Origin of the sequence: Thermococcus sp. M36 (assembly GCF_012027355.1) — an archaeon.
Taxonomy (GTDB): Archaea; Methanobacteriota_B; Thermococci; order Thermococcales; family Thermococcaceae; genus Thermococcus.
The window spans coordinates 32981-47465 of the sequence record NZ_SNUH01000003.1 but is presented as its reverse complement, the minus strand read 5'-3'; the positions used below and the strand labels follow the sequence as shown (position 1 = coordinate 47465).

Below are 14485 nucleotides of genomic sequence, written 5' to 3'. Positions count from 1 at the left end.
AACGGGCGTCATCTTTTCATCGAGAAACCCCAGCCGGTGAGCTACGTTGTTGGAGATAAGCCGGAAGGCTTCGATGTTCCGGATTCAGGTGCCCCGGAGGATGAGAGGGTCGTCATCCTCACAGGGGTAAACAGTGGCGGAAAGACGAGCCTCCTTGAGCTAATGGCCCAGATAACCCTTCTCGCGCACATGGGCTTCCCCGTTCCGGCTGAAAAGGCGTGGGTCGTGTCCCTTGACGAGCTGTTCTTCTTCAGGCGGAAGAGGAGTTCCTACGGTGCCGGCGCTTTTGAGACCGCCCTCCGCTCCTTCGTCCGCGCGTTGAGGGGTTCGGGCAGGAAGCTAATTCTCATCGATGAGTTCGAGGCGATAACAGAGCCCGGTGCGGCAGTCAAAATAATCGGGGAGCTTTTGAAAATTGCCCACGAGAAGGGCTTTTATGTCGTCATAGTGTCGCACCTCGGCGAAGACCTGAAGGCCGAGCTGCCCTTTGCTAGAGTGGACGGGATAGAAGCAAAAGGCCTCGACGAGAACCTCAACCTCATCGTAGACAGGCAGCCGAAGTTCGGCAGGCTCGGTAGGAGCACGCCTGAGCTGATAGTGGAGAAACTCGCCAGAAAAAAGCGCGGGAGGGAGAAGGAGATTTTTGAGAGAGTTTTGGAAGCTTTCCAGGAGAAATGAAGCCGATCAGATCACCCAGCTCCTCTCCCTGTACCTACCGCGGCTTTCTATCTCCTCGATTTTTGCCTCGATTTCTTTCCTGGCCTCCTCGCCGCGAACCTCGGCATAGCCCTCCAGAACGGCCTCAAAGCCCCTTTCGAACCACGTGTAGTGCGTGCTCTCCATCGCGCGCTTGAGGAGGTGCAGGTCAACGCCCCTAGCTTCGAGAGTCGGGTCGAAGTCTGCTAAACCAAAGTCGATGAGGTAAACCTTTCCCCCGCAGAGGATCATGTTGCTCGTCGTCAAATCGCCGTGGATTATCCCCGCCTCGTGGAGCTTCCCCACCTGCCTTCCAATCTCCCTGCACAGCTTAAGCCTCTCCTCCATCGGGACGCGTTCAAGGAGCTCCTTCAGCCTGTCCCCCGTGATAAACTCCATTACTATCTTCATGTCCCTCAGATCGACCTCGTAGACGTATGGGCAGTTGACGCCGGACTCCTTCGCCCTGTGCAGCACCCGGGCCTCCCTAACGGTCCTTTCTTTCCTCAGCTTCGTATCTATCTCTTTTATGCGGTAGCGCTTCGGAATCCGGTGCTTTATTACAACCTTCTCTCCGGGCAGGAGGTCGACGCCGAAGAACTCCTCAAAGTCCGCTAGGTATATCTTTGCCTCGGCTCCCTGCTTTATCAGCTCCACTTTTTCTCACCAGCATTTGTTTTCGGGTGAGGGTTTTAGCCCTTTCCTCCATAATATAACCATATTCCTGTCAAATTGACAGGTTTATTTCGTTTTCTTGAAATATTTGAACCAAAACTTTTTATAGAGCGCTGACGAAGCGTTTCTGCAAAAAGGAATTTGATAGGAGGAATGTCAAATGGCACAGCTTAGCGGACAGCCGGTCGTTATTCTGCCTGAGGGAACCCAGAGGTACGTCGGAAGGGACGCCCAGAGGCTTAACATTCTGGCTGCTAGAATTATAGCCGAGACGGTCAGGACAACCCTCGGCCCGAAGGGTATGGACAAGATGCTCGTTGACAGCCTCGGTGACGTCGTTGTCACCAACGATGGAGCAACCATCCTCGACAGGATCGACCTCCAGCACCCTGCTGCTAAGATGATGGTTGAGGTTGCTAAGACCCAGGACAAGGAGGCTGGTGATGGAACCACCACTGCCGTTGTTATCGCTGGCGAGCTTCTCAGGAAGGCCGAGGAGCTCCTCGACCAGAACATCCACCCGAGCATCATCGTCAAGGGTTACACAATGGCGGCTGAAAAGGCCCAGGAGATACTCCAGGACATAGCCATCAAGGTCACTCCCGACGACGAGGAGACTCTCATGAAGATAGCCATGACCTCAATCACCGGAAAGAACGCCGAGAGCCACAAGGGACTCTTCGCCAGGCTCGCAGTCGATGCCGTCAGGCAGGTTGCCGAGAAGAAGGACGGCAGGTACACCGTTGACATCGACAACATCAAGATTGAGAAAAAGGCTGGCGAGAGCGTTGAGGAGAGCGAGCTCGTCCGCGGTGTTGTCATCGACAAGGAGCGCGTCCACCCGAGGATGCCGAAGAGGGTTGAGAACGCCAAGATAGCGCTCATCAACGAGGCCCTTGAGGTCAAGAAGACCGAGACCGATGCCAAGATCAACATCACCAGCCCGGACCAGCTCATGAGCTTCCTTGAGCAGGAAGAGAAGATGATCAGGGACATGGTCGATCAGATAGCGGCAACCGGTGCCAACGTTCTCTTCGTCCAGAAGGGTATTGATGACCTCGCCCAGCACTACCTGGCCAAGTACGGCATTCTGGCAGTCAGGCGCGTCAAGAAGAGCGACATGGAAAAGCTCGCCAAGGCCACCGGGGCTAAGGTCGTCACCAACGTTAAGGACCTCACCAGCGATGATCTCGGCCACGCCGACCTTGTTGAGGAGCGCAAGATAGCGGGCGAGAGCATGATATTCGTTGAGGGCTGCAGGAACCCGAAGGCCGTCACCATCCTCATCAGGGGCGGTACCGAGCACGTCATTGACGAGGTTGAGCGGGCCCTTGAGGATGCCATCAAGGTCGTCAAGGACGTCATGGAGGACGGCTACGTCCTTCCGGCCGGCGGTGCGGGCGAGATAGAGCTCAGCATCAGGCTCGACGAGTTCGCCAAGGAGGTTGGAGGAAAGGAGGCTCTCGCAATAGAAGCCTTTGCAGAGGCCCTCAAGATAATCCCGAAGACTCTCGCCGAGAACGCCGGTCTTGACACCATAGAGATGCTCGTCAAGGTCATCAGCGAGCACAAGAACAAGGGGCTAGGAATAGGCATAGACGTTTTCGCCGGTGAGCCGGCAGACATGCTCGCCAAGGGCATCATCGAGCCGCTCCGCGTTAAGAAGCAGGCTATCAAGAGCGCCAGCGAGGCTGCGATAATGATCCTCAGGATCGACGACGTCATCGCCGCTAAGGTCAGCAAGCCCGAAGGCGGCCAGGGCGGCGGAATGCCCGGCATGGGCGGAATGGGCGGCATGGACATGGGCATGTGATGCCCCTTTTCTACCCTTTCATTTAGGCACCAAAAGATTTTAATACCAAATTGTTATTTTAACCCCTGAGGGGGTGAAAGAATGGGACTGCTGATGTGGCTGAGAACCGGCCTGCTGATGGCCATACTGACGGGCCTGCTCATGGCCATAGGCTACGTCTTCGGCGGGCCGAACGTGGCCTTCTTGATGTTCCTGTTCGCTATGGCGTTTAATTTCATCACCTACTGGTACAGCGATAAAATCGTCCTGGGCTGGTACAGGGCAAGGATCGTGGACGAACACGAGGCCCCGGAACTCTATGCCATAGTCAGGGATCTCACTGAGAGGGCCGGCCTCCCAATGCCTAGGGTTGCAATAATCCCAAGCGAGACGCCAAACGCCTTCGCCACCGGGAGGAACCCCAAGCACGCCGTCGTGGCCGTTACCACTGGACTTCTCAGGATACTCAACAAGGACGAGCTTGAGGGCGTCATAGGCCACGAGCTGACCCACATAAAGAACAGGGACATCCTCATAGGGACGATAGCGGCCGCGATGGCCGGGGCCATAATCCAGCTCGCCTACTGGGCAAGGTGGATAGCCATCTTCGGGGGCTTCGGCAGGGACGAGGACGACGCCGGTAACATCCTCGCCGCGATCCTCATAGCGGTTCTTGCACCTATAGCGGCGATGCTGATACAGGCCGCGGTGAGCCGCTCCAGGGAGTTCCTTGCCGACGAGGGTGGAGCAAAGATAAGCGGCAAGCCGCACGCTCTAGCCAGTGCACTCATGAAAATAGAGCAGGCGGTCCGCTACAGGCCCATGAGGGACGGCAACCCGGCAACGGCCCACATGTTCATCGTCAACCCGTTTAGGGGCGCCAGCGTAGCGAACCTGTTCTCCACCCACCCGCCGACCGAGGCAAGGATAGAGAGGCTCAGGAAGATCGCCGAGGAGATGGGCATCTACTTCTGACCCCTTTCTTTTGGCGTTTTCCTTTGTAATCTCATGATTTGCAGTCTAACTGCAAGGGGATTTATAAATGGGTTTGCAGCTGGGTGCAAACGCCTGAATTTAACAAATACGTTAGATAGATATTTAAGCGTTCTCCCCAATCTCTTAAAGGTGGTGCCCATGAAAGCGGTCAAAGCAACCCTTCTGTACGACGGCCTCGGGAACGTCCTGAAGGACGTCTACGTCGTTTTTGACAAGGAAATAGTTGAGGTAACCAAGGAAAAACCGAAGGGAGTCGAAGTTATAGCCGAGGGCGTTGTTACACCCGCATTCATAGACGGCCACAGCCACATAGGAATGGAGCGCTACGGCGAGCCTTATCAGGAGGGCGAGGTCAACGAGCAGATGGACGCAGTTCTTCCGCTCGTTGATGCCCTCTACTCGATCTACATGGACGACAAAGCGTTTAAGCACTCGATTGAGTTTGGCGTTCTGTACTCGTCCGTCCTCCCGGGGAGCGGGAACATAATCGGCGGAAAAGCCGTTTTCATCAGGAACTACGGGCGCGACATCGAGGATGCCTTTATCCAGTACGCGGGCGTTAAAGCGGCGTTCGGCTACAACCCGCGCTCGACGAAGGAGTGGAAGGGGACGAGGCCAAGCACGAGGATGGGTGCAATAGGGATACTCCTCAGCTGGCTCATAAAGACCCAAAACACCATAGCACTCCTTGAGAAGGGCAAGAAGGAACCCGAAGAGGTCGAGCCGACCGTCGAGGCACTCATACCAGTCCTCAAGGGCGAAGTCCCGCTCCGCGTCCACGTACACAAGGAGGACGACATAGCGGCCCTGCTCATGATAAAGAGGAGGTTCGGGCTGAATATAACCATAGAGCACGCCGGCGACGTCCACAGCAGGGAGACCTTCGAGAAGATAAAGAGGGAAGGCGTTCCAATCGTTTACGGCCCCTTCGACAGCCTGCCTTACAAGGTCGAACTCAAGCACGAGGACTGGAAGAACGCCCGCTACCTTCTCGAAGTTAAACCCCTCTTCGGCCTCATGAGCGACCACCCGGTGACGTTGCAGGCCAACCTCTACCTCCAGCTCAGGCACTTCATAAGGCTCGGTATGAGCAAGGAAGAGGCGATAAAGATCATAACCCACAACAACGCGAAAATCCTCGGCGTTGACGACAAGCTCGGAAGCATAGAGAAGGGCAAGTGGGCCTCGCTGGTGGTCTGGAACGGCGATCCGTTCCACATGGAGAACTACCCAACGCACGTCTTCGCGGAGGGAGAGCTTATTCACGAGGCGGACTGGTGAGTTTTATTCTTCCAGCTTTTCATACTTTTCCACGAGCTTTATAACAATCTCGTATAGCTCATCAATTCTACTGAGGCCCTTCCTCACAGCATCGAGGTTAAGCCTGTCATACTTGTGAACAATGGCATTTCTAAGTCCGTTGTACGCCCTCAAAAGTCCGGCTTCATCTTCGGAGATAACTTTTGCTTTTCTAAGCCGTTCGATGCTTCTCTAAGTACCTTTGCCTTCTCACGGGCACGCCTCCTGAGTCTTATCTTCTCCCTCACACTCTCAAACTGGTTCTCCCTTATCCTGTGCTCCATGTCCCTCCACAGCTTTCGGAAGCGGTAGAAGTACTCGGAGAGCTCAAGCTCGTCGCCGTAAATTACTTTATGGTTCCTGATAACCTCGATCTGAACATAGAGCGGAAGCTCCTCGAAGACTTTGATATCATACTTCCCACCGAGCTTTTTGAGGACTTCCCCATATACGCCGGGCTTTGGCTTAACGAGGCAGACGTCAACGTCGCTTCTGCTTGTGGCCTCTCCCTTAGCGTGAGATCCGTAGAGGAGAATCCCCATGCACGAGTCTTTGAACTCTTGGAAGTCCCTGCGGAGCTGTGCCATGAGTTTCATTGAACCACCAGAGAGGTTGGGATGAGGAAAAGATAAGCCTTTCGTCAGCTCAAACTAAAGTCAAAGCCCCTCGCGAAGGTGTAGGCTTCTCTAAGCTCTGGCCTCTCCTTGAGGAAGCGGAGGATGTACTGGCCGCAGTTTGAGCCGATGAGGTTCTCTCTCGTATCGCCGACCGATATAATGACGTCGTAGCCGAGCCTCTTTAAATCGTCCACGAACTTCCTGTGCTTCATCGGAAGGCCCGTCTCAAGGTCAACGTCGTTAGTGAGCTTATTCTTTAGCACGCTCACTGTCGGGTTGAGCGGCGTTATCTTGATGAGGAAGTATTCCTTCGGGAAGTACTCGGCTATGACCTCTGCATCGGCCTCGTTCTCCCTCGCTAAGGCGAAGTTGAGCGTAATCTTCCTGCCGCCCTCGTCGTAGAAGGCCTTTCCGTACTCGGCTATCCTCTCGAAGTCCCACTTCCTTATTGGGATTATCTCGTCCCTCTGCTCTGGGTTGGTGGAGTGTATCGAGAACTGGAGCTGGAAGTTGGTTGGAAACATTTCCTTCTTGAGCTCGAGGAGGGCATCGAAGAACTTATCGGTTCCTATCGGGGCAACGGTGGAGAGTGATGGGTGGAAATTCTCGTAGCGCTCGCCCAAAATGCGCATCGCCTCTATCACCGCCATGTTGAAGCTTGGCTCGCCCATGCGCGCGAACTGCACCTTGAACTTCCTGGTTTTCGGCTTCCCGTTCCAGCGCTTGCTTACCGGATACTCAATCTGCTCGAGGAGCTCATCCACTGTAAGTCTGCCCTTGTAGAAGAAGCCAGCGTCGCACATCTTACAGCCCACGGGGCAGCCGTTGAGCGATGAAACTATGAGCACCCACTTTTCTTGCGGATTGTAGGTCGGAACCGACTCCACGAACTCCACTATGTTGTCCTTCGAAGTTTTCCCGATGTAAACGACCGCAACGTTCGGGTCTCCAACCTCACTCAGTATCTCCATATCTTTCCCTCCTCCATATGATCATGGCGGTCTTTATGCCGTCGGCTATGCTCAGGGCGGTCTGCCTGTAAATCCCGTTCTTCACGTCGCCGACGAGGAAAAGGTTATCGTCCTCAATCCCTTCGACGAGCTCGACGTTGGGAACCCTGCCTATCGCGCCGAGCACCAGATCAACCTCAAAATCGCCAGCGCTGGTCTTGGCTAAAAGCTTTTCTCCCCGCTCGATTTCCCGGAGCTGTCCCCGGAGAGTTGTTATGTTTGGCCTCTCAGAGACAAGCTTCTGGAGATAAGGCAATGCTTTGGGCTCGCTTCTCATGAGAATTATTACCTCATCGCTCATCTCGCTCATGGTCATAGCGTAGTCAAAGGCCACATCGCCGCCGCCAATGATGAGAACCCGCCCATAGTGCTTCTTTGGAACTTCAGCGACGTGGTAGACTATCCCCTCGAATGGAAGCTTTCTCGGTCTCGTCCCCGTCGCGACCACGAGGTATTTGAAGCGGTAAGTTCCTTTGTCCGTTTCGACCTCAAACAGCTCGCCGGTCTTTCTCACGACCTTGACTTCCTCGTAGAGGATTTTCAGGTCGTATTTTTTTACGTACTCCTCGAGGATTTCGACGACCTTTTCACCCTTGATTCCGTCGGGAAAGAACATGGTGTTTTCCACGGAGTATGCGTTCCTTATCAGCCCCCCGATTCGGTCGCGCTCGAAGATTACGCTTTCAATGCCGTAGCGCTTGAGCTGGACGGCCGTCGCTATGCCGCCGATTCCAGCCCCGATTATTCCGACGAGAGCCATTCCAACACCTCCGAGAGGAGCGGCGTAACCGCGAAGCCGTGGGAGAGGTTTCTAAGCGTCGCCTCGTGGAAGAACCTGTTCTGGGTCAGTGTCCCGTCAACGGGAAATACCACCTTAAAGCCCCTCACGAAGGCCTCCCGGGCGGTCGTCTCGCAGCAGAGGTGGGTCATGACGCCGGTGACGATTATGGTCTCCACGTGGAGTTTTCTTAGAATGCCTTCAAGTTCGGTTCCGTAGAAGGCATTGTAGGTGCTCTTCTCGATTACGGTTTCGGCAAAGGGCCTGAACTCCCCGAGGAGCTCGTTCATCGGGTCGTCCCTTTTCATCTCGTCGCCCCACCAGTGGGCCATTATGTCTTTTTCGTGGTAGTGGCGCGTGAAGATTATCGGGACTCCGAGCCTCGAAGCTTCTCCATAGAACTCCACCAGCCTCGGAACGAAGCGTCTGGTCGAGGGGAGGTAGGCTTTACTTTTCTCGCTCAGGAAGTGGCGCTGAAGGTCTATCGCGAGAACGGCGACCCTCTTGAAGGGCCGTATCTTCTCCCACTTTCTCTGCCTGAAGTACCGCTCCCTCATCTCCAAGATAAAGTCCTCGGTGAAGTAGTCTTCCTTCATGGGCGTAGGAAGGGGGAGAAGGCTTAAAGATTTATCCCCCTCGTCATCGCGCCGTCTATGACCACCGTCGAGCCGAGCATGTACTCTGCCTCATCGCTCAGGAGAAAAGCCACCAGCGAACCTAACTCGTCCCATCTGCCAGTTCTGTGGAGGGGCGTTCTGCCAAGCACTTCCCTCTCCCAGGTCTCCTCAAAGGTCTCGCCCCTCGACTCGGCAACGGCCTTGAGGTTCTCCCGTGCGCCAGGCGTATCAAAGCTGCCGAGCAGAACGCTGTAGGCCCTTATTCCGTGCTTCCCGTATGTTCTTGAAACGCTCTTCGCCAGCTGAACCAGGCCGGCCCTCGTAACGTCCGCCAGAACCAGCGGCGGCATTGGCTCCTTTATCGAGACGGAGTTGAGATAAACGAGGACTCCCTTCCTTTTCCCTTCAAGCCACGTCTGGACGAGGAGGGTCGTCAGGTAGCCTGGGGCAACTGCGTGGAGCTTCGCGGCCTCAACCCAGTCATCATAGCCCGCCTCGTGGAGGAGGCACGGCTCGCAGCGGACGTTTCCGGCATTCCAGACGAGGGCATCAATTCCACCCAAAAGCTCCCGGGACTCCTTGACGAGGTTCTCCAGGTCCCGCTGGTCGCAGAGGTTGGTCTTAACTGCGTAGACTTCTCCGAAGGGTGAGAGCTCGTCGAGGGCTTTCTTCAGGTTCTCCTCGCTCCGTGAGCTTATAACGACTCTCGCGTTCCTCTTCAACAGTTCCCGCGCCACGTTGAACCCTATTCCGCGTGATGAGGCTGTGACTATCACACCCAGGCCCTTGAGGTCTATCCCCACGCTCATGATCGTTTCTTCGCTCGTGGATTAATAAACGTTGGCTGTCATTCTGACGAAGATTACCCGAATTAGGGTAACCTAATTCGTCTCATCGTCTGCGTTTCGAGAGAAAACAACTTAAGGTGCAAAACCTTCGGTTTTAGACAGACTTCTTTAAAAATTTTGGGGGTGATTGTGTGAGGTTCTACATCTGCGGGGAGAGAGAAGAAGCTAAGCCTTTTAAAATAGGGATTATCGGAGCGGGACCTGCAGGCCTGGCCGCCGCGGGTTATCTAGCGTGCAGGGGTTATGAGGTTCACGTCTACGACAAGATGCCCGAGGGCGGTGGAATGGTGGCCTTTGGCATTCCCGAGGCAAGGATTCCAATAAGGGCCGTCAGAGAGGGCGTCGAGGCTCTTGAGCGGCTGGACGTCCACTTCCACTTCAGAACGAAGGTGGTCTATGATTCCCCAAAGGAACTCGGCGACGAGTGGGCCGAGCACTTCGTTTCGATTGAGAAGCTTTTGAGTGAATTCGATGCTCTCATAATAGCGACCGGTGCTTGGAAGCCGAGAAAGCTGAAGGTTCCTGGTGTTGAGCTTCCCGGAGTTTACGATGCCCTCAGCCTGCTCCACAGCATAAAGATGGCCCGCATAGGCTATTACTCCTGGGAAAGAATCCCTGACCTTAAGGGGAAGCATCTCGTAGTGATCGGAGCCGGCTACACAGCAGTTGATGTCGCCATGGAGGGTCGTCTTCTGGGTGCGGAAAAAATAACCATGGTCTACCGCCGCTCTCTCGAGCACAGCTACGCTAAGGCCGAGATAAGAAAGCTCATCGCAGAGGGCGTCGAGTTCGTAGAGCACGCGACTCCCGTCAGGGTACTGGGGGAAGAGAAAGTGGAGGGCGTTGAATTCGCTAAAACAAAAATAGTCGGGGGAAACGTCGTGACGACGGACGAGCACTTTGTCATAGACGCAGACGTCGTTGCCTATGCCATCGGCCAGCTACCCACGAGCCCAATAAAGGAAATCGTCTGCGCCAGCGAAAAGGTGCTGGAGGAGGCGGGAATATTCTTCGCCGGTGACGTCATAACCCCAAGGAACATAGGCACAGCCATAAGAGAGGGAAGAGCCGTCGCTGAGAGGATAGAGGAGTGGCTCCTGAGGAAGGCACCGCGCAGGGTCTTTCCCGTTGCTATGACCGGCAGGCTCATAGCGGAGGTTCTCAGCGGTAAGTGCTGAGCAAAGTTTATACGCCCTCCCCTGAACCCACTATCATGACCGAGCCAAAAGATATAGTCCTCAAGGAATCGGAAGAGATTGAGGGAACGCCCATCGAGGGGCCGTGGCTGGATGAAGTGGGAAGCCTTGAAGAGGTCATCGATTACTATCATCGCATAGGCTTCCAGGCGACGCACCTTGGAAGGGCCATCGAAATATGGAAAAAGGTGGAGGAAAAGCGCGCCAGCGGCGAAGAGGTCAGGGTCTTCCTCGGCTACACTTCCAACATGGTCTCTTCTGGCCTCAGAGAGCTGATAGCATGGCTGGTCAAGGAGGGCAAGGTGGACGTCATCGTAACAACGGCCGGCGGCGTTGAGGAGGACTTCATAAAGGCCCTAAAGCCATTCATTCTGGGCGACTGGTACGTCAACGACGCGGAGATGAGAGAGAAGGGCATAAACAGAATAGGCAACATCTTCGTGCCCAACGACAGGTACATTGAATTCGAGAAGTACATGATACCCTTCTTCGAACGGGTTCGTGAGATGGAAAAGGAGCGCGGGAAGCCGCTGACGGCGAGCGAGTTCATCTACGAGATGGGCCGCTTCATGGACGAAAAGCTCGGGAAGGAGAAGGAGCGTTCGATAATCTACTGGGCCTACAAGCGGAACGTCCCGATATTCTGCCCTGCTATAACCGACGGCTCGATAGGAGACATGCTCTACTTCTTCAAAGAGGAGCGCGGAGACAGGGAGCTTATCATAGACGTGGCCAACGACATCGTGAGGCTCAACAACCTGGCTGTCACAGCGAAGGAAACCGCTTCGATAATCCTTGGAGGTTCCCTGCCGAAGCATGCAATAATAAACGCCAACCTCTTCAGAGGAGGAACGGACTACGCGATATACATCACCACTGCCATCCCCTGGGACGGCTCGCTTAGCGGCGCGCCGCCGAGCGAAGGAGTGAGCTGGGGCAAGATAAGGGCTAAGGCTGACTACGTCGAGATATGGGCCGATGCGACGCTCGTCTTCCCGGTGCTGGTGTGGAAGGTGATGCGCTGACATTTTGTTCTTTTCTCTGAACAATATGCACGCATATCGTCCCCGCGTGAGGACAAGATTTATAAATAAAGAATCCAACTTCAAAACATGGACGAGAGGATACTCACTTCACTCATCACCACGAGCCGGAGGGTAATGGCTTGGGCGAGGAAGTTCCCAAAAAAGCGCTTTCTCTTCGACGAGCTTAAAGCTGTTGATGAGGAGTATTACGTTGGCGTTAGGGGCGTTCGCGGTGTCGGTAAGACAGTCCTTCTGCTCCAGCTGGCAAATGAAACCGAAAGGAGCGTTTACTTCTCAGCCGATTCGACCCTCATAAAGCCTTTCTCCCTCTACGAGGTGGTGAACTCCCTCGCGGAGATGGGATACAGAAATGTTTTCATTGATGAGATTCACAGGAAAGCGGACTGGGCCGAGGACTTAAAGACGCTCTACGACGAGCACGAGGTAAGGGTGTTCTTCTCAGGTTCATCGGCTATAGATTTGGTTCATTCGGGAGCTGACCTGTCAAGAAGGGTCGTCCTCAAGGAATTACCCCCCGCTTCCTTCAGGGAATGGCTCAACATAAAGAGGGACTTCGACGTTCCCAGGTACTCACTAAAAGAAGTCCTTTCCAGAGCGTTTGACCTGACAGATATGTACGCTGAACTCCATCCACTCTGGAGGGAATACATGCGCGAGGGGGGAGTGCTCTACCCGAGGAGTGGCTTCTACGATGCCCTTGACAACTCTATTCGGAAGGTAATCCTCGAAGATCTCTCCGCCCTGAGGGAGGTTAGCGTTAAGTACGAAACCGATGCATTTAAGCTTCTCTACATTGTCGCCAAATCCGCCCCATTCGAGGCCAACTACTCCCGGATAGCCAGGGCTCTCGAAGTCTCCAAGAACATGGCGATAAGGCTCGTGGAAGACCTTTCAAAGGCCGGCCTCCTGATTGCCCTTCACCCCTGCGGCAGCGGGAGGAAGGAGCCTAAACTATACCTCACCGTTCCGCTGAGGGAGTTCTTTGCCAGAAAGGGCTTTAACACCCACGAAGGTGCCCTGCGCGAGGAGTTCTTCGTGAACCACCTGCGGAACCTCGGTCTCTGCTACCTCAAAGGGAAGAGGGGTGAGAAAACCGCTGACTTCAGGATTGGCGAATGGATTATCGAGGTAGGCGGTGAATCAAAGGGTCGCTACCAGAGACCGGACTACATAGCGGTCGATGGCCTCCTCACGGGCAAGGGCAGGACCCCGCTGTTCCTGTTTGGGTTGGTGTATTGAGTCATGGTGCCCTTAGAGGACCCCATTGCAAGTCAGGCCAGTCTGTGACTCACGGCGGGGGTTAGTAAAGAGCGTTCTTGCTTTTCTCCTGCTCTTTGAACAGCTCACGGTATTTCTCGCAACTCTTAAACAGCTCTTCGTGCCTACCCCTGCACAATATCCTGCCCTCCTCAAGAACCCATATCTCTTCCATCTCTCTGATTGTTGAGAGTCTATGGGATATGGTGATAAGGGTCATCTCCATTTTTCTCAACCTTTGGAGGATTCTTGCTTCCCTCTCAGAATCCATGCCCGAAGTGGCCTCGTCCAGTATTATGATCCTGGGGTTTCTGGCCAGGGCCCTTGCTAAAGCTATCCTCTGTCTCTGACCTAGCGATAAATTTCTTCCACCTTCTTCAATCCATAAATCCGGACTTAATTCTCCAAGTTCAACGGTCTTTAAGAGCTCAGCAATTTCATCTTCAGGGATGTTTTTTCCGAGGGCAATGTTCTCTCTAATGGTTCCTTCAAAGAGATACGGCTCTGATGGAACGTAAATAAGCTCCCTGCCAAGAAGGGACTCCGGTGAACACTTCCCAATCTTAACTTCGCCCTTAGTTGGCCTGATTATCCCCGAGATTATCAAGGCCAGTGTTGTTTTTCCAACTCCTGAAGGGCCAACTATACCAAGGTTTTTACCAAAGGCGATCCTCCCGGAGATTTCCTTTAGAACCTGACTTCTTTCACGGGATAAGGATACGCCCTGCAGTTCGATATCCCAATTTTCTGGAGCACACACCGGCCTTTCAAGGGAGGGATCGATTTCAATGAACTCCCATATTCTGTCAATTACAGGGATGGCCCTGTGGTAACTGCTCCAAAAGAACGCAAACCGCTCGACCGGATAATAGACTCTGCCGAGGTATGTAAATGTTGCGATAACCGACGAGAGGGTGGCCATTCCATTCTTGACAAAAACTATGCCACTTAGGAGAACAAGAAGCGGCAGGATTGTTGATAGGTACGACTGGAGGCCGTAGCTGGCTGTGCTATAGAAGGCAACTCTCCTTGATGCATCGACCCAACGGTCAAGCCTTTCTGAGACCCTTTTGATGAGGTAATCGAACGCATCGAGGGTTTTTATATCAAGTCTTCCGTCTATTCCTTCTTTGAATGCGGTAACGCTCTCTGAGTATCTCTTTCTCTCTTCTGAGGAGGCCAGCTTGAGTTCATGAATGAATGCCCTAAGGGAGAGACCGTAGACCGGGAGTGTCAAGAGGGTAACGACACCGAGATATGGGTTCAATCTGAAGATAACCGTCACTCCAATGACCAGAGAAAAGGCCTCTATGACGATGGCCGGGATTAGGGACATCCCCATCCTACCGACGATTTCCGTGTCTGATTGGATCCTTGAGAGGGCATCACCGGGGTCGATGTTCTCCAAGAGTAAAGTTGAGATGAACAGTTTCCTTTTAAGCCAGGCAGCGGCTTTCGTTTCTGCAAAGTTGCTAACAAAACCCGAGTATAGATAGACAACCGTTGATGCGGTATACAGAAAGATTATGATCCCAATATTTTTCAAGATATCGTCAGTATCCATTCTGCCGAGGTTTTCAATGAGGCTTTGAATGTAAAAAGGCACGGCCGCAGATAGGAGGGTTGATACCGTCCCCAAAGCTATAAGGAGGAACATG

14 protein-coding genes and 1 pseudogene are annotated in these 14485 nt (G+C 53.9%); 7 read left to right on the top strand and 8 right to left on the bottom strand.

Annotation, left to right across the window (positions count from 1 at the left end):
* A pseudogene (locus tag E3E36_RS10825) lies at positions 1-678 on the top strand (endonuclease MutS2); the annotation flags it as partial.
* 6 nt (positions 679-684) lie between these two features.
* Here E3E36_RS10825 and E3E36_RS10820 read toward each other — a convergent pair.
* Complete coding sequence (locus tag E3E36_RS10820; RefSeq protein ID WP_167895456.1) at positions 685-1353, bottom strand: Kae1-associated kinase Bud32; 669 nt, start codon at positions 1351-1353, stop codon at positions 685-687.
* A gap of 178 nt (positions 1354-1531) precedes the next feature.
* On the opposite strand from E3E36_RS10820, the gene thsB reads away from it, so the two are divergent.
* From thsB to E3E36_RS10805, 3 genes are all read left to right on the top strand, one after another.
* Entirely contained in the window at positions 1532-3184 is a 1653-nt protein-coding gene (gene thsB / locus E3E36_RS10815) for a thermosome subunit beta (protein ID WP_167895455.1), read from the top strand.
* Between the two features lie 81 nt (positions 3185-3265).
* Positions 3266-4138 carry a zinc metalloprotease HtpX gene (htpX, locus tag E3E36_RS10810; protein ID WP_167895454.1) on the top strand — a complete coding sequence of 291 codons (873 nt, stop codon included), beginning with the start codon at positions 3266-3268 and terminating at the stop codon, positions 4136-4138.
* Positions 4139-4297: 159 nt separating this feature from the next.
* Positions 4298-5440 carry an amidohydrolase gene (locus tag E3E36_RS10805; protein ID WP_167895453.1) on the top strand — a complete coding sequence of 381 codons (1143 nt, stop codon included), beginning with the start codon at positions 4298-4300 and terminating at the stop codon, positions 5438-5440.
* Positions 5441-5443: 3 nt separating this feature from the next.
* Here E3E36_RS10805 and E3E36_RS10800 read toward each other — a convergent pair whose 3' ends face one another.
* Genes E3E36_RS10800 through E3E36_RS10775 form a run of 6 tightly spaced genes read right to left on the bottom strand, consistent with a single transcriptional unit; the run spans position 5444 to position 9289 of the window.
* Complete coding sequence (locus E3E36_RS10800; RefSeq protein WP_240911852.1) at positions 5444-5593, bottom strand: HepT-like ribonuclease domain-containing protein; 150 nt, start codon at positions 5591-5593, stop codon at positions 5444-5446.
* Positions 5590-6054 (bottom strand): nucleotidyltransferase domain-containing protein, encoded by a 465-nt coding sequence (locus E3E36_RS10795; RefSeq protein ID WP_167895452.1) that lies wholly within the window; start codon positions 6052-6054, stop codon positions 5590-5592. Before E3E36_RS10795 ends, E3E36_RS10800 begins: the two co-directional genes overlap by 4 nt.
* Before the next feature lie 44 nt (positions 6055-6098).
* Complete coding sequence (locus tag E3E36_RS10790) at positions 6099-7046, bottom strand: radical SAM protein (protein ID WP_167895451.1); 948 nt, start codon at positions 7044-7046, stop codon at positions 6099-6101.
* Positions 7030-7845: an NAD(P)/FAD-dependent oxidoreductase gene (locus E3E36_RS10785; RefSeq protein ID WP_167895450.1), complete on the bottom strand. Its 816-nt coding sequence runs from the start codon at positions 7843-7845 to the stop codon at positions 7030-7032. The genes E3E36_RS10790 and E3E36_RS10785 overlap by 17 nt, the downstream gene beginning before the upstream one ends.
* Positions 7827-8459 (bottom strand): isochorismatase family protein, encoded by a 633-nt coding sequence (locus E3E36_RS10780; protein ID WP_167895449.1) that lies wholly within the window; start codon positions 8457-8459, stop codon positions 7827-7829. Before E3E36_RS10780 ends, E3E36_RS10785 begins: the two co-directional genes overlap by 19 nt.
* A gap of 23 nt (positions 8460-8482) precedes the next feature.
* Positions 8483-9289 carry an SDR family oxidoreductase gene (locus E3E36_RS10775; RefSeq protein WP_206203598.1) on the bottom strand — a complete coding sequence of 269 codons (807 nt, stop codon included), beginning with the start codon at positions 9287-9289 and terminating at the stop codon, positions 8483-8485.
* A 170-nt stretch (positions 9290-9459) separates the two neighbouring features.
* Between E3E36_RS10775 and E3E36_RS10770 the strand changes: the two genes are divergently transcribed.
* The 3 genes from E3E36_RS10770 to E3E36_RS10760 all read left to right on the top strand — a co-directional run bounded on the left by E3E36_RS10770 (position 9460) and on the right by E3E36_RS10760 (position 12809).
* Positions 9460-10506 (top strand): FAD-dependent oxidoreductase, encoded by a 1047-nt coding sequence (locus E3E36_RS10770; RefSeq protein ID WP_167895448.1) that lies wholly within the window; start codon positions 9460-9462, stop codon positions 10504-10506.
* Between the two features lie 35 nt (positions 10507-10541).
* Positions 10542-11549, top strand: a complete 1008-nt coding sequence (locus E3E36_RS10765; protein ID WP_167895447.1) for a deoxyhypusine synthase — start codon at positions 10542-10544, stop codon at positions 11547-11549.
* Between the two features lie 87 nt (positions 11550-11636).
* Positions 11637-12809, top strand: coding sequence for an AAA family ATPase (locus E3E36_RS10760; protein WP_167895446.1), 1173 nt, complete (start codon positions 11637-11639; stop codon positions 12807-12809).
* 61 nt (positions 12810-12870) lie between these two features.
* On the opposite strand, the gene E3E36_RS10755 is transcribed toward E3E36_RS10760, so the two are convergent.
* Positions 12871-14484 carry an ABC transporter ATP-binding protein gene (locus E3E36_RS10755; RefSeq protein WP_167895445.1) on the bottom strand — a complete coding sequence of 538 codons (1614 nt, stop codon included), beginning with the start codon at positions 14482-14484 and terminating at the stop codon, positions 12871-12873.
* Between the last annotated feature and the right edge of the window lies 1 nt (position 14485).

Excerpts from the sequence above, each read along its gene's own strand:
- E3E36_RS10790 (WP_167895451.1), bottom strand. The coding sequence starts at position 7,046 with ATGGAGATACTGAGTGAGGTTGGAGACCCGAACGTTGCGGTCGTTTAC.
- E3E36_RS10795 (WP_167895452.1), bottom strand. The coding sequence starts at position 6,054 with ATGAAACTCATGGCACAGCTCCGCAGGGACTTCCAAGAGTTCAAAGAC.
- E3E36_RS10765 (WP_167895447.1), top strand. The coding sequence starts at position 10,542 with ATGACCGAGCCAAAAGATATAGTCCTCAAGGAATCGGAAGAGATTGAG.
- E3E36_RS10785 (WP_167895450.1), bottom strand. The coding sequence starts at position 7,845 with ATGGCTCTCGTCGGAATAATCGGGGCTGGAATCGGCGGCATAGCGACG.
- thsB (WP_167895455.1), top strand. The coding sequence starts at position 1,532 with ATGGCACAGCTTAGCGGACAGCCGGTCGTTATTCTGCCTGAGGGAACC.
- htpX (WP_167895454.1), top strand. The coding sequence starts at position 3,266 with ATGGGACTGCTGATGTGGCTGAGAACCGGCCTGCTGATGGCCATACTG.
- E3E36_RS10805 (WP_167895453.1), top strand. The coding sequence starts at position 4,298 with ATGAAAGCGGTCAAAGCAACCCTTCTGTACGACGGCCTCGGGAACGTC.
- E3E36_RS10755 (WP_167895445.1), bottom strand. The coding sequence starts at position 14,484 with ATGTTCCTCCTTATAGCTTTGGGGACGGTATCAACCCTCCTATCTGCG.
- E3E36_RS10760 (WP_167895446.1), top strand. The coding sequence starts at position 11,637 with ATGGACGAGAGGATACTCACTTCACTCATCACCACGAGCCGGAGGGTA.
- E3E36_RS10780 (WP_167895449.1), bottom strand. The coding sequence starts at position 8,459 with ATGAAGGAAGACTACTTCACCGAGGACTTTATCTTGGAGATGAGGGAG.
- E3E36_RS10775 (WP_206203598.1), bottom strand. The coding sequence starts at position 9,289 with ATGAGCGTGGGGATAGACCTCAAGGGCCTGGGTGTGATAGTCACAGCC.